Source organism: Pandoraea oxalativorans (genome assembly GCF_000972785.3).
Classification (GTDB): Bacteria; Pseudomonadota; Gammaproteobacteria; order Burkholderiales; family Burkholderiaceae; genus Pandoraea; species Pandoraea oxalativorans.
The window spans coordinates 5262696-5276596 of record NZ_CP011253.3; the positions used below are offsets into that span (position 1 = coordinate 5262696).

A 13901-nucleotide genomic window follows, 5' to 3' on the forward strand; every position below is an offset into this window, starting at 1 on the left:
TTGCCTGAACGCGATTAACCGCGCTCCAGGTCGATATCGATACCGAGCGAACGGATTTCCTTGACCAGCACGTTGAACGACTCCGGCATGCCGGCATCGATCACGTGATCGCCCTTGACGAGGTTCTCGTACACCTTCGTACGACCCGTCACGTCATCCGACTTCACCGTCAGCATTTCCTGCAGCACATACGATGCGCCGTAAGCTTCCAGTGCCCACACTTCCATTTCACCGAAGCGCTGACCACCGAACTGAGCCTTACCGCCCAACGGCTGTTGCGTCACCAGCGAGTACGGACCGGTCGAACGTGCGTGCATCTTGTCGTCGACCAAGTGGTGCAGCTTGAGCATGTGCATGAAGCCGCAAGTGACCGTACGCTCGAAGGCTTCGCCAGTGCGACCGTCGAACAGCGTGACCTGGTTCTTCGACGGGGTCATGCCGAGTTCCTTCGCGATGTGATCCGGGAAAGCCAGATCCAGCATGCGACGGATTTCCTCTTCATGCGCGCCATCGAACACCGGCGTCGCGAACGGAACACCGTTCTGCAGGTTGCGAGCGAGCGACATGATTTCGTCGTCCGACAGGCTGTCGATATCTTCTTGCTGACCGCTCTCGTTGTAGATCTTCGTCAGGAACTTGCGAAGCTCCTGGACCTTCGTGTGCGCTTGCAGCATTTCGCCGATACGCCAGCCCAGACCCTTCGCCGCCCAGCCGAGGTGCGATTCGAGAATCTGACCCACGTTCATCCGCGACGGCACGCCGAGCGGGTTGAGCACGATGTCTGCCGGACGGCCATCGGCCATGTACGGCATATCCTCGATCGGCACGATCTTCGAGACCACACCCTTGTTACCGTGACGACCGGCCATCTTGTCGCCAGGCTGCAGACGACGCTTGACCGCCAGGTACACCTTGACCATCTTCAGCACGCCCGGCGGCAGTTCGTCGCCTTGCGTGAGCTTCTTGCGCTTCTCTTCGAAAGCCAGGTCGAACGAGTGACGCTTCTGCTCGATCGATTCCTTGATCTGTTCGAGCTGTTGCGCACCTTCGTCTTCCGCCAGACGGATGTCGAACCAGTGGTAGCGGTCCAGATCGGCCAGGTATTCCTTGGTGATCTTGGTGCCCTTGGCGAGCTTCTTCGGGCCGCCATTGGCCGTCTTGCCCACCAGGAAACGCTCCAGACGCTGGAATGCGTCGCCTTCCACGATACGCAGCTGGTCGTTCAGGTCGAGGCGGTAGCCCTTCAGTTCATCGTCGATGATCTGCTGAGCGCGCTTGTCGCGCTGAATGCCTTCACGCGTGAACACCTGCACGTCGATGACGGTGCCGCTCATGCCCGACGGCACGCGCAGCGAGGTGTCCTTCACGTCCGAAGCCTTCTCGCCGAAGATCGCGCGCAGCAGCTTTTCTTCCGGCGTGAGCTGGGTTTCGCCCTTCGGCGTGACCTTGCCCACCAGCACGTCGCCGGCTTCGACTTCCGCACCGATGTACACGATGCCCGACTCGTCCAGACGGCTCAGTTGCACTTCCGCCAGGTTCGAGATGTCGCGCGTGATTTCTTCCGGTCCGAGCTTCGTGTCGCGAGCGACAACGTTCAGTTCTTCGATGTGGATCGACGTGTAACGGTCTTCCGCAACGACACGTTCCGAGATCAGGATCGAGTCTTCGAAGTTGTAGCCGTTCCACGGCATGAACGCGATCAGCATGTTCTGACCCAGCGCCAGCTCACCCAGGTCGGTCGACGCGCCGTCGGCGATCACATCGCCGCGCGCAACCTTATCGCCCACTTCCACGATCGGGCGCTGGTTGATGTTGGTGTTCTGGTTCGAACGCGTGTACTTGATCAGGTTGTAGATGTCCACGCCGACTTCACCGGCAACGGCTTCGTCGTCGTTCACGCGAATCACCACACGGCCTGCATCGACGTAGTCGACCACACCGCCACGGAACGCCTGCACGGTCGTACCCGAGTCAACCGCCACCGTACGTTCGATACCCGTCCCGACAACCGCCTTTTCCGGACGCAGGCAAGGCACGGCCTGGCGCTGCATGTTCGAACCCATCAATGCGCGGTTCGCGTCATCGTGTTCGAGGAACGGAATCAGCGAGGCTGCGACCGAGACGATCTGCGACGGGGCCACGTCCATGTACTGGATGCGGTCCGGCGTGACCATCAGCGTTTCACCGGCTTCACGCGACGACACGAGTTCGTCGGTGAGTTCGCCGTTGGCGCCGATCGACGCGTTCGCCTGAGCGATCACGTAACGACCTTCTTCAATGGCCGACAGATAGTCGATCTGGTCGGTGACCTTGCCGTCTTCCACCTTGCGGTACGGCGTCTCGAGGAAGCCGTATTCGTTCAGGCGGGCGTACAGTGCCAGCGAGTTGATCAGACCGATGTTCGGACCTTCCGGCGTTTCGATCGGGCACACGCGGCCATAGTGGGTCGGGTGCACGTCGCGGACTTCAAAGCCTGCACGCTCGCGCGTCAGACCGCCCGGGCCCAGTGCGGAAACACGACGCTTGTGCGTGATTTCCGACAGCGGGTTGGTCTGGTCCATGAACTGCGACAGCTGCGACGAACCGAAGAACTCGCGAATGGCCGACGAAATCGGCTTGCTGTTGATCAGGTCGTGCGGCATCAGGTTTTCCGACTCGGCCTGACCCAGACGTTCCTTCACAGCACGCTCGACACGCACCAGACCGGCGCGGAACTGGTTCTCCGCCAGTTCGCCGACGCAACGCACACGACGGTTACCCAGGTGGTCGATGTCGTCGACTTCGCCGCGGCCGTTACGCAGATCCACGAGGATCTTGATGGTCGCGAGAATGTCGTCGTCTTCCAGCGTCATCGGTCCGAGCACTTCGTCACGGCCAACACGACGGTTGAACTTCATACGACCCACCTTCGACAGGTCGTAAGCTTCTTCGCTGTAGAACAGGCGGTTGAACAGGGCCTCGACTGCATCTTCGGTCGGCGGCTCGCCCGGGCGCATCATGCGGTAAATCGCGATACGCGCGGCCGTCTGGTCGGCGGTTTCGTCGATACGCAGCGTGGCCGAGATGTACGAACCCTGATCCAGATCGTTCGTGTACAGCGTCTGGATGTCCGACACGCCCGACTCGCGCAGCTTGAGCAGCACGCTTTCGGTGATTTCGTCGTTGGCGTTGGCGATCACTTCGCCGGTGTCGCCATCGATCACGTTCTTCGCGAGCACACGGCCGAGGAGATAGTCTTCCGGCACCGAGATGAACTTGGTGTTGGCGTTCTCGAGGTCGCGGATGTGCTTGGCGTTGACGCGCTTATCCTTCTGGACAATGACCTTGCCTTCGCGATCCGTGATGTCGAAGCGAGCCACTTCACCACGCAGACGCTCCGGCACGAACTCCATCTGCGCGCCTTCCGGCATCAGCTTGAAGTTGTCGAACACGAAGAAGTTCGCGAGGATCTGTTCCGGCGTCAGGCCGATGGCCTTGAGCAGGATCGTGACCGGCATCTTGCGACGGCGGTCAACGCGGAAGTACAGAATGTCCTTCGGATCGAATTCGAAGTCGAGCCACGAGCCGCGGTAGGGGATGATACGCGCGGAGAACAGCAGTTTGCCCGAGCTGTGCGTCTTGCCCTTGTCGTGTTCGAAGAACACGCCCGGCGAACGGTGCAGCTGCGAGACGATGACACGTTCCGTGCCATTGATGACGAAGGAACCCGTCGAGGTCATGAGCGGAATTTCGCCCATGTACACTTCCTGTTCCTTTACTTCCTTGACTACCGGCTTGTTCGGCGATTCCTTATCGAGAATCACCAGACGAACCTTGGCGCGCAGGGCCGAGCAGAAGGTCAGGCCGCGCTGTTGACATTCCTTGACATCGAACGCAGGCGTGCCAAGCAAATAGCTGACAAATTCCAGGCGTGCGAACCCGTTGTGAGAAACGATCGGGAAAATGGAGGAGAAGGCTGCTTGCAGACCCTCCGGCTTCCGCTCCGATGCAAGCGCATCGGCTTGCAAGAACGATGTGTACGAGGCGAGCTGGGTGGCCAGCAAAAACGGCACCTTGTGCACGGTCGGACGCTTCGCAAAACTCTTGCGAATGCGTTTCTTCTCGGTGAAGGAATAGTGCATTACGATCTCCGAATCACTACGCTGACGACGACGGCAGGCATCGCCAACGGGTGTTCATCGACTGAGACCAGACGTCCCCCACGGCGGGCTTGCCGCGGAGCAACGAGCTTGGTGGTTGGCCGCTACCAACCGCTGGCTGACGGCGACGGATGCCTGTGTTGCCCGTCGCCCGACCAAACTTGCCTTCTGCAGTCGCTTCAGAAGACAAAGAGAAAACCGTCACGGGCCGATGCCTGACGCATCGAATACGCTTCCCGTCGCGATTTTTTCTTTGGCCTCTCGCTCACTTCCCCAACGCGGCACGTCGGCCGCTATCGCATGTCTCTGAACTCGTCTCGCCGGGTAAACACCCGTTTGAAACCGTACGAGTCACACGTGGCACAGCGAAATCACTTCATTTTCAAACACTTGGCTCGACTTCAAGCCCGCTTTCGAATTTGGAATCCCGGTTTTGGGATTTGCATCTCCTGAAAGCACAAAAAGGCTGACGACATTTCGTCGCCAGCCTTCCCTACGCGCAGAGTCGAATTACTTAACTTCGACCTTGGCGCCGGCTTCTTCCAGCTTCTTCTTGGCTTCGTCAGCAGCAGCCTTGTCGACGCCTTCCTTGACAGCCTTCGGAGCGCCATCAACCAGATCCTTGGCTTCCTTCAGGCCCAGGCCGGTGATTTCGCGGACGGCCTTAATGACGCCGACCTTGTTTGCACCGACTTCTGCCAGGATGACGTTGAATTCGGTTTGCTCTTCAGCAGCTGCAGCAGCACCGCCGCCAGCAGCACCGCCAGCGACCATCATCGCGGCAGCCGACACGCCAAACTTCTCTTCGAACGCCTTGACCAGGTCGTTCAGTTCCATAACCGACATCGCGCCTACGGCTTCGATGATTTCGTCTTTCGTGATTGCCATTTGTAAAACTCCTAGATTGTGTTCGGACCGAAGTCAGCGATCGTGTAACCGGGGAGAGAATTAAGCAGCTTCCGCTTGCTTCTTCTCTGCCACGGCAGCCAGGACGCGAGCAAAGCCGGAAACCGGCGCTTGCATGACACCCAGCAACTTCGCGAGCAGTTCGTCGCGGCTCGGGATCGAGGCCAGCGCTTGCACGCCTGCCTTGTCCATCACCTTGCCGTCGTACGAGCCGGCCTTCAAGATCAACTTGTCGTTGCCCTTCGAAAAGTCGTTCAAGACTTTCGCAGCGGCTACGGGATCCGTCGAGATACCGTAGATCAGAGGACCGGTCATCTGCTCAGCCAGGTCAGCAAATGCAGTGTTTTCCACTGCACGGCGTGCCAGCGTGTTCTTCAGAACGCGCAGGTAGACGCCTTGCTGACGCGCATTGGCGCGAAGCTTCGTCAGATCGCCAACCGTGATTCCGCGATATTCAGCCACAACGATGGTCGAAGCGCCGGCGACTTGCGCCGATACTTCTGCCACGACGGCTTTCTTATCATCAAGATTAAGTGCCACGGTTAACCTCCAAAATTGACATCACCTCATGGTGATGCCGTTCCACTAACGGCTTACCGACATGTCTGGAGTTTCAACCCTCGCGCCCGGTTGCCCGCGTGCGACGGTGTGACTGCATAACTTGTTCGGGTTCGCCATCTGCGTTGGCTGGCGTATTAAGGGAGCGTCAGTGAATGCCCATTCCCGCCAACGGTCTTTGATAACCGGAAGCGTCTTCCGAAGAATCCGCTTCCGCCCAAAGTCTTTTGCTACAGGCTGTCGATCTCAAGGATCTCAGCCATCGCAGGGGACGCCATCACCCTGCGATTGCGATATTTATCGCTTAGGCCGACAGGCTGGCCTGGTCCACACGCACGCCAACGCCCATCGTGCTCGACAGGGCGATCTTGCGCAGGTAGACACCCTTGCTCGAAGCCGGCTTCGACTTCGTCAGGGCTTCCAGCAGAGCCGAAAGGTTCTGCTGCAGAGCAGCGGCTTCGAACGAAGCGCGACCGATCGTGGCGTGGATGATACCGGCCTTGTCGACACGGTATTGCACCTGACCTGCCTTGGCGTTCTTCACTGCCGTAGCAACGTCCGGGGTGACCGTGCCAACCTTCGGGTTCGGCATCAGGCCGCGCGGGCCGAGGATCTGACCCAGCGTACCGACGATACGCATCGTGTCCGGCGAAGCGATCACGATGTCGAAGTCCATGTTGCCGGCCTTGATCTGCTCGGCCAGGTCTTCCATACCGACGATTTCAGCGCCGGCAGCCTTGGCTTGCTCGGCCTTTTCGCCTTGGGCGAAAACAGCCACGCGAACCGACTTGCCGGTACCGGCCGGCAGAACGACCGAACCGCGAACCACTTGGTCCGACTTCTTCGCATCCACGCCCAGTTGTACGGCGACGTCGATCGACTCGTCGAACTTGGCGCTTGCGCATTCCTTGACCAGGGCCAGAGCGTCGCCGACCGGGTACAGCTTGTTGCGGTCGACCTTTGCGGCCAGTGCTTGTTGACGCTTCGAGATCTTAGCCATTACAGACCCTCCACCGTGATGCCCATCGAACGTGCGCTGCCAGCGATGGTGCGAACCGCGGCGTCCAGATCGGAGGCGGTAAGGTCAGGCATCTTGGTCTTCGCGATTTCTTCCGCTTGTGCGCGGGTGATCTTGCCCACCTTGTCGGTGTGCGGCTTGGCCGAACCCTTTTGCAGGTTGGCAGCCTTCTTGATCAGCACCGTTGCCGGCGGGGTCTTCAGGACGAACGTGAAGCTCTTGTCCGCGAAAGCGGTGATCACCACCGGAATCGGCAGACCCGGTTCGAGGCTCTGCGTTTGCGCGTTGAACGCCTTGCAGAACTCCATGATGTTCAGGCCACGCTGACCCAGGGCCGGGCCCACGGGGGGCGACGGATTGGCTTTACCTGCAGGAATCTGCAGCTTGATAAAGCCGATGATTTTCTTTGCCATGGTTTACTCCGGAACGAATATGTGGCGCATATTCGGGGTTGAGTCATAGCGCGCGTTCACCAAAAACGGGCTACTGACGCTCCTCGGCGACGGGTGTCACCAACGCAAAAACGCGCCGGACGTCGCGCCGGCGCATTTTATTCTTAGATCTTTTCGACTTGTCCGAACTCCAGCTCTACCGGAGTTGCCCGTCCGAAAATGGTGACGGAGACACGGAGGCGGGACTTTTCGTAGTTCACTTCTTCCACCGAGCCGTTGAAGTCCGTAAAAGGACCATCCTTGACTCGAACCAGCTCGCCCACTTCGAACAACGTCTTGGGACGCGGCTTTTCAACCCCATCCTTGATTTGCGACATGATTCGGTCGACTTCTTTTTGCATCATCGGTGCCGGACGGGTGCCCGTTCCGCCGATAAAGCCCGTGACCTTGGGGGTGTTCTTCACCAAGTGCCACGATTCATCCGTCATTTCCATCTCACACAGCACATAGCCGGGGAAGAAACGACGTTCGGTGACCTTCTTATGGCCAGCCGTGGTTTCAACAACTTCTTCGGTCGGGACAAGAATCTGACCGAAGTAATCCTGCATGCCTTCGCGCGTAATGCGCTCTTGCAGTTGCTTGGCTACGCTTTTTTCCATGCCGGAGTAGGCATGAATGACGTACCAGCGCTTCTTGCTCGGTGCAGCTCCGGTATCAGACATATCACTTCCAGCCAAGAATCAAAGAGAACACTGCCCATTCGATCGTCTTGTCGCTGATCCACAGATACAGCGCCATGATGATGACGAACGCGAAGACAATCGCGGTCGTTTGGGCAGCCTCTTTACGGGTCGGCCAAACGACCTTACCCACTTCCCGATACGCATCCTTGGCAAAAGCCAGGAAGCCTTTGCCAGTTTGCGATGCCAATGCAACACCTGCTGCGATGGCCAGAACGACGACGATGGCAGCAACGCGCACATACAGTGCTTGTTGCTCCAAAGCGTAGAACGCCACGACGCCAGCAATCACCAGCAGCCCGGCCAGAGCCAGCAGCAGCTTGTCGCCAGTCGTACGTACAGTTTCTACGGGAGAATTCGCCATTTCCAGCTTGCAGACAGTTGTTTGGCAGGGGCAGAGGGAATCGAACCCCCAACCTTCGGTTTTGGAGACCGACGCTCTGCCAGTTGAGCTATACCCCTAAAACAGCAGAGAGGTCAGCTGCCAAAAGCTGACCCCGTAAGCGCGGACCGTTAAGGTACCGGCTTAAGCTACGATCTTAGCAACGACGCCCGAGCCAACCGTACGGCCACCTTCGCGGATTGCGAAGCGCAGACCTTCGGTCATGGCGATCGGGGCGATCAGCTTGACGCTGATCGACACGTTGTCGCCCGGCATGACCATTTCCTTGTCGGCCGGCAGGCTGATCGAGCCCGTCACGTCCGTCGTACGGAAGTAGAACTGCGGACGGTAGTTGTTGAAGAACGGCGTGTGACGACCACCTTCGTCCTTCGACAGCACGTACACTTCGGCCGTGAATTCCATGTGCGGCTTGATCGAGCCCGGCTTGGCCAGAACCTGACCACGCTGAACGTCTTCACGCTTCGTGCCGCGCAGCAGCAGACCAACGTTGTCGCCTGCCTGACCTTGGTCGAGCAGCTTGCGGAACATTTCAACGCCCGTGCAGGTCGTCTTGTCGATGTGCGGCTTGTCGCCGTCCATCTTGATACCGACGATTTCGATTTCTTCGCCGACCTTGACCACGCCCGACTCGATACGACCCGTGACCACCGTGCCGCGACCCGAGATCGAGAACACGTCTTCCACCGGCATCAGGAACGGCTTGTCAACAGCGCGCTCCGGCGTCGGGATGTACGAATCCAGCGCGTCGGCCAGGTTCATGATCGCCACTTCGCCCAGTTCGCCCTTGTCGCCTTCCAGCGCCAGCTTGGCCGAACCCTTGATGATCGGCGTGTCGTCGCCCGGGAAGTCGTACTTCGAGAGAAGCTCGCGAACTTCCATTTCGACCAGCTCGAGCAGCTCGGCGTCGTCGACCATGTCGCACTTGTTCAGGAACACGATGATGTACGGCACACCGACCTGACGGGCGAGCAGGATGTGCTCACGCGTTTGCGGCATCGGGCCGTCAGCAGCCGAGCAAACCAGGATTGCGCCGTCCATCTGGGCAGCACCGGTAATCATGTTCTTGACGTAGTCGGCGTGGCCCGGGCAGTCAACGTGTGCGTAGTGGCGCGTAGCCGTTTCGTACTCGATGTGTGCCGTGTTGATCGTGATACCACGTGCCTTTTCTTCCGGCGCCGCGTCGATTTCGTCGTACTTCTTGGCTTCGCCGCCGAACTTGGCCGACAGAACCGTTGCGATAGCAGCCGTCAGGGTGGTCTTGCCGTGGTCAACGTGGCCAATCGTACCGACGTTCACGTGCGGCTTAGTCCGCTCGAATTTTTCCTTTGCCATTTCCGACTCCTAACGGGTTATCTATTGCCGAGGTTGCTCGGCATGTTGATTGCCGCGCTTCACACTATCTTTTGGTGCCCATGGGCAGGATCGAACTGCCGACCTCTCCCTTACCAAGGGAGTGCTCTACCACTGAGCCACATGGGCGAATCCTGTACTACTGTTTCTGCGCGTCACCTGGAGCGGGTGAAGGGAATCGAACCCTCGTCATAAGCTTGGAAGGCTTCTGCTCTACCATTGAGCTACACCCGCTTGGATTTCGACTCTCGCCACTTGGTAACAAGCGCCGGAGAACTTATGTTTCCGGCGCTCATCACTTCCGCATTCTGGTGGAGGAGGTTGGATTCGAACCAACGTAGGCGTAAGCCAACAGATTTACAGTCTGCCCCCTTTAGCCACTCGGGCACCCCTCCGCAGAGAATTTGCAATTATGGAGATGTCCCCTTGCCTTGTCAACACCTTCCACGCATTAAATATGCAGTTTCTATGCCTGCGGCCCGAAAAAAATCACGAGAACGCGGCAACTCTTTGATTTGTCGGACTATCTTGAATTTCGGCAAATCGACGAAGCATGGTCAGCGAGCGCCCGCTAACAGTCGTCTGCGCATAACGTGCAGGTGGCTGCTCAGGCAGTCTCTTGCCATGTAAAACTCTCGCCGCAGCTTTTGTGTGAGACTCCGCTCCGCCTTTCGGCGGCCAGTGATCGTCGTACCGAGATCATTTCCCACATCCACAACGATGTCCGGCGACATCGAGATCATCCGGACGCCGTGTTCCCAAGTGCGGTTCAGCATGTCGTCGACCGGATGGATCATCCGTTTGGCGTAGTCCAGCAGGGCCAACGCAGCGTCGCGACGAATGAGGTAGCCCTGCGTGCCACCAGGCTGCTTGCGGTGGTCATGGAGGATGCTGCCATCTGGGAGGTCGCCCACCTTCCAGCGCCCGGAATCTCCGCCACTCTTTAGTCTCATGATCCCCCAGTGGATCGAGACGTCCAGCGCCGCGGCAAGGCGGCCGGAGAAGTCGGGCGTCAGCTCGACGTCGTCTTCCAGGACACACCAGATATCGTCATTTGACCGCGCCAGCGCTTCCCAGATGCGATAGTGGCTGTCATAGCAGCCCACTTCTCCGAGCGTCAGGTGGTTGGAATACATTTTGAGGCGAGTCGCCTCGTCGTACGTCACCGGATATCGGTCAATGCGCTGAGCATCGAAGAATCTGAATGGGACGCTCGCCTGGGTCAGTTGCGCAGTGATGTGAGCACGACGCTCATGGCTGCCCACTAACGACACGACGATAACGGGAGGAAGACGCAACCCCGGGACACATACCTGGTTCATTTTTGTACGCTGCGTAAGCACCACATCGAGAATGCGGCATGCTCATATTGCTGTTCGAAACAGCTGTCAGCATAAATGTTAGCGCCGATGTAAAACTGACCCACCGGGGATGCGGCTATTTTCTTGGACTGTTTTACGTCGTTAACCCGAGGCTTTCACGGTACTCGATGGGGCTGAGATAGCCAAGGGAGCCCTTGATCCGCTTTTCGTTGTACCAGCGAATGTAGGCGTTCAGTGCCTCTACGAATTGCACGATGGTCGTCGAACGCCAGTCCCCTGGATAGAACATTTCGGTCTTCAGCCTTCCGAAGAATCCCTCACAGGCCGCATTGTCTGGTGAGCAGGCTTTACGCGACATGGATCGGATCAGATTAGCCTTTGCAACTCGCGATAGCCAGCCAGGCCAACGGTAGTGGCCACCCCGGACGCCCTTCTAAAGGTCAAGAGGTAAATTGGGTCTGCGCGATCTGGCGGTAACGTTGCCGGATGGCGTAGAAGACCTCTCGTGCGATATAGCGCTTGAGGCATCGAATCGCTTCAAGCTTTGAGTGGCCCTCGCTGACGCGTTTGGCGACATAGGCTTTTGTGCGATCGTCGGTTCGCAATCGACCGATGGCGATAATGTGCAGGGCGCTGTTGGCCGCGCGATCTCCACCGCGATTCAGTCGATGTCGTGTCACCTTGCCAGAAGACGCCGGGACGGGACTCACTCCACAGAGGGCGGCGAAGCTGGCCTCTGACTGAAGCCGGTCGCTGTTGTCGCCAGCGGTCAGTAGCAGTTGCGAAGCGGACTCATAGCCAATTGAATACCGGGAGACCAGATCGGGGGCGAGTTCATCGACCAGAGCCGCGATCATGACATCGAGGTCGGCGATCTCGTCGTGCAACTCGAGATACCGACGCCCCAGTGATTTTAATGCAATCCGGTTGGCAGAGATCAGGCTCCGATAGTCAGACAGATCGGGACGCCACGCGGCCAATGTTCGAATAAGCTGCATCCGTGTCATCTTGCGCAGCGATTCGCGTAACTCGTCAGGCGCGCTGATGATGGTACTGTGAATTAGTTGCAATGCAACGCGCCTCGCGGAGATGGCGGTCTTCCGGCAGACTTTCAGAACGCGCAGCGATTCAATCATGCCGTCGCGTGTCTTGGGCGTGACTGTACGCACACCAGCAAAGGCAGCATGCGCCGCGTTGCAAGCGTCCAGCGTGTCGTCCTTGCCGCGTTTGCGCCGGTCGCTCCTGTCGGGTGCCGTGACCTCAAGCACCGTTACGTGGGCCAGTTGAAGGTAGCGAAGCAAGCCCGCTCCGTAGGAGCCGGTGCATTCGACGCCAACCCGGGCAAGCTCTCCGAATGAGCGCATCCAGAGCAGCATCTGTTTGTAGCCATGCCGCGTGGTAGGGAAGCATTCACTGCCGAGCAGACGATCGTGTTCGTCAACGACAGCTGCAACATGCACGTCCTTATGGGTATCCACGCCGCCCACAACGTTGCGATATCCAGAAATAGCCGGTTCTTCTTTCATGAGCCTTGCTCCGGTTGCCGATGAGATTGAGGCGATTTCACCGGCATCGAGTACCTGGACAAGACAGTAAAGCGACAGAGCGTCAGGCCCTTCTTGAGTCACACGTATCGACGAGGCGAAACCTCGCCGCTCGGCGGTTCCGGACGATCGACAGGTCAGGGGAAAGACACTACGTCGATCGGAATGTGGGTCAGGTCGCCCGGAACGCTTTACGGCACCAAAAGTCGCCGGACAGCCCTCATTGAAAGCCGCGAGAAGCCCGGAAACATCTGATACCCGTATTCTTACTATCGGAATGTACGATCGGCTTCTCATCGTCCTCGGTCACGGTCTCGATAGCCGCATCTAACATGGTATTCACGAGCTCGGCGTCGGGGCTTGTGCCAATCGACCAACTGACTACCATGCCATCGAAGCAGTCGATCATCGGCGATAGATATACCTTCCCGGCCGGGATCTGGAACTCGGAGATATCCGTCAGCCACTTTTCGTTGGGGGCGGTAGCGTGGAAATCGCGATTGATGATGTTATCTGGGGCAGGGCTAATTTCCCCGACATAAGAACGATATCGGCGCCGCTTGGGCCTCGCCGCGTAGAGGCCGCCTTGTTTCATGAGGCGACGCACGACTTTCTCCGATAGAAACACGCGTTGTCTGCTGAGCGCTGCCTGCACCCGACGATAGCCGTAGGATCGGTGATTGTCCTCGAAGATTTCCGCAACGGTACGACGAACTTCGGCATATTTGTCGGCAACCCGCATGGGCGACCGATGGTAGAAATAGGAGCTGCGCGCCAAGTCCAGCTGCTCAAGCAGCTCAGCCAAAACGTACTGCTCTCTCAGGGCGTCAACCAGCGTCGTCTTCTCCCGGTTGCTCAGGAGTTGCAGGTCGACGCCCAGGTCTTTTTTTAGGAGTTCATTCGCCTTCTTCAACAGGTCCTGTTCAAGCTGCAGATTGCGAATTTTGCGCTGGAGCGCTTCGACCTGCCGTTCCAGTTCGTCCCGATCTGTCTCTGCGGGCGAGCCTTTGTCGCGTTTCATGGATGCAGGAGCCTCTCGGCCGAGTAACTGGTTCTTCCAGTTGTACAGCGTCACCCTGTCGACGTCCAGCTTTCGGGCCACCGCCTCTGCACTTCCTTCCCGTGTGCACAGTTCGTACACCGCAGCCTGCTTGGACACCAATGAAGCAGTTGGTCGACCGGCCTTGCCAACCACGCATTTCCTGGTTTCCGGATAGCGCTCGCGAACCCACTCCGTTAGTATCTGGCGACAGGGATAGCCCAATGTCCTGAGGGTGAAGGCGAAGCAGCGCCCGTGGTTGACGTAATGCTCGAGTGCTACGTTCTTCTGTTCTTCTGAGTACTTCGGCTTTACGCGAACATACCCCCTCTGCAGATCGCCAATCTTCTCGAATTCGTTACACCACGCCTTGAGAGAATTCTTCGTCGGGTAACCCAACTTGGGCGGCGACAATTATCTTGGCCGGTCGTTGACGATTGTTTTGGCCGGTGGTGAGGCGTTGGAGGCGGCGTAGCCGCCGGAGACGACG

General features: G+C 58.4%; 10 protein-coding genes, 4 tRNA genes and 2 pseudogenes. All 16 read right to left on the bottom strand.

Going from position 1 to position 13901, the window contains the following annotated elements:
- Positions 1-14: 14 nt before the first annotated feature.
- Positions 15-4121, bottom strand: a complete 4107-nt coding sequence (gene rpoB, locus MB84_RS23275) for a DNA-directed RNA polymerase subunit beta (RefSeq protein WP_046290060.1) — start codon at positions 4119-4121, stop codon at positions 15-17.
- 528 nt (positions 4122-4649) lie between these two features.
- A complete protein-coding gene (rplL, locus tag MB84_RS23280; protein ID WP_046290061.1) occupies positions 4650-5027 on the bottom strand; it encodes a 50S ribosomal protein L7/L12 in 378 nt (125 codons plus the stop codon).
- Between the two features lie 60 nt (positions 5028-5087).
- Positions 5088-5585 carry a 50S ribosomal protein L10 gene (gene rplJ, locus MB84_RS23285; protein WP_046290062.1) on the bottom strand — a complete coding sequence of 166 codons (498 nt, stop codon included), beginning with the start codon at positions 5583-5585 and terminating at the stop codon, positions 5088-5090.
- Between the two features lie 322 nt (positions 5586-5907).
- The gene (gene rplA / locus MB84_RS23290; RefSeq protein WP_046290063.1) at positions 5908-6603 is read right to left on the bottom strand and encodes a 50S ribosomal protein L1; all 696 of its coding nucleotides are present in this window, start codon (positions 6601-6603) and stop codon (positions 5908-5910) included.
- A complete protein-coding gene (gene rplK, locus MB84_RS23295; RefSeq protein WP_039393782.1) occupies positions 6603-7034 on the bottom strand; it encodes a 50S ribosomal protein L11 in 432 nt (143 codons plus the stop codon). The genes rplA and rplK overlap by 1 nt, the downstream gene beginning before the upstream one ends.
- 143 nt (positions 7035-7177) lie before the next feature.
- A complete protein-coding gene (nusG, locus tag MB84_RS23300; protein ID WP_046290064.1) occupies positions 7178-7735 on the bottom strand; it encodes a transcription termination/antitermination protein NusG in 558 nt (185 codons plus the stop codon).
- 1 nt (position 7736) lies between these two features.
- The gene (gene secE, locus MB84_RS23305; RefSeq protein WP_039393786.1) at positions 7737-8117 is read right to left on the bottom strand and encodes a preprotein translocase subunit SecE; all 381 of its coding nucleotides are present in this window, start codon (positions 8115-8117) and stop codon (positions 7737-7739) included.
- A 22-nt stretch (positions 8118-8139) separates the two neighbouring features.
- Positions 8140-8215 (bottom strand) — tRNA-Trp (locus MB84_RS23310).
- A 64-nt stretch (positions 8216-8279) separates the two neighbouring features.
- Positions 8280-9488, bottom strand: coding sequence for an elongation factor Tu (tuf, locus tag MB84_RS23315; RefSeq protein WP_046290065.1), 1209 nt, complete (start codon positions 9486-9488; stop codon positions 8280-8282).
- A gap of 72 nt (positions 9489-9560) precedes the next feature.
- A tRNA-Thr gene (locus MB84_RS23320) sits at positions 9561-9635 on the bottom strand.
- Between the two features lie 31 nt (positions 9636-9666).
- A tRNA-Gly gene (locus MB84_RS23325) sits at positions 9667-9740 on the bottom strand.
- Between the two features lie 75 nt (positions 9741-9815).
- Positions 9816-9901: transfer RNA gene (locus MB84_RS23330), tRNA-Tyr, on the bottom strand.
- A gap of 162 nt (positions 9902-10063) precedes the next feature.
- On the bottom strand, positions 10064-10828 hold the full coding sequence (locus MB84_RS23335; protein ID WP_052652717.1) for a glycosyltransferase family 25 protein: 765 nt from the start codon (positions 10826-10828) through the stop codon (positions 10064-10066).
- A gap of 133 nt (positions 10829-10961) precedes the next feature.
- Positions 10962-11252 (bottom strand): annotated as a pseudogene (locus MB84_RS29185) (transposase); the annotation flags it as partial.
- 16 nt (positions 11253-11268) lie between these two features.
- Positions 11269-12354, bottom strand: coding sequence for an IS110 family RNA-guided transposase (locus tag MB84_RS23340; RefSeq protein ID WP_046289963.1), 1086 nt, complete (start codon positions 12352-12354; stop codon positions 11269-11271).
- A 289-nt stretch (positions 12355-12643) separates the two neighbouring features.
- Positions 12644-13813, bottom strand: a pseudogene (locus MB84_RS23345) (IS3 family transposase); the annotation flags it as partial.
- Positions 13814-13901 lie beyond the last annotated feature (88 nt).

Excerpts from the sequence above, each read along its gene's own strand:
- MB84_RS23335 (WP_052652717.1), bottom strand. The coding sequence starts at position 10,828 with ATGAACCAGGTATGTGTCCCGGGGTTGCGTCTTCCTCCCGTTATCGTC.
- secE (WP_039393786.1), bottom strand. The coding sequence starts at position 8,117 with ATGGCGAATTCTCCCGTAGAAACTGTACGTACGACTGGCGACAAGCTG.
- rpoB (WP_046290060.1), bottom strand. The coding sequence starts at position 4,121 with ATGCACTATTCCTTCACCGAGAAGAAACGCATTCGCAAGAGTTTTGCG.
- rplA (WP_046290063.1), bottom strand. The coding sequence starts at position 6,603 with ATGGCTAAGATCTCGAAGCGTCAACAAGCACTGGCCGCAAAGGTCGAC.
- MB84_RS23340 (WP_046289963.1), bottom strand. The coding sequence starts at position 12,354 with ATGAAAGAAGAACCGGCTATTTCTGGATATCGCAACGTTGTGGGCGGC.
- tuf (WP_046290065.1), bottom strand. The coding sequence starts at position 9,488 with ATGGCAAAGGAAAAATTCGAGCGGACTAAGCCGCACGTGAACGTCGGT.
- rplK (WP_039393782.1), bottom strand. The coding sequence starts at position 7,034 with ATGGCAAAGAAAATCATCGGCTTTATCAAGCTGCAGATTCCTGCAGGT.
- nusG (WP_046290064.1), bottom strand. The coding sequence starts at position 7,735 with ATGTCTGATACCGGAGCTGCACCGAGCAAGAAGCGCTGGTACGTCATT.
- rplL (WP_046290061.1), bottom strand. The coding sequence starts at position 5,027 with ATGGCAATCACGAAAGACGAAATCATCGAAGCCGTAGGCGCGATGTCG.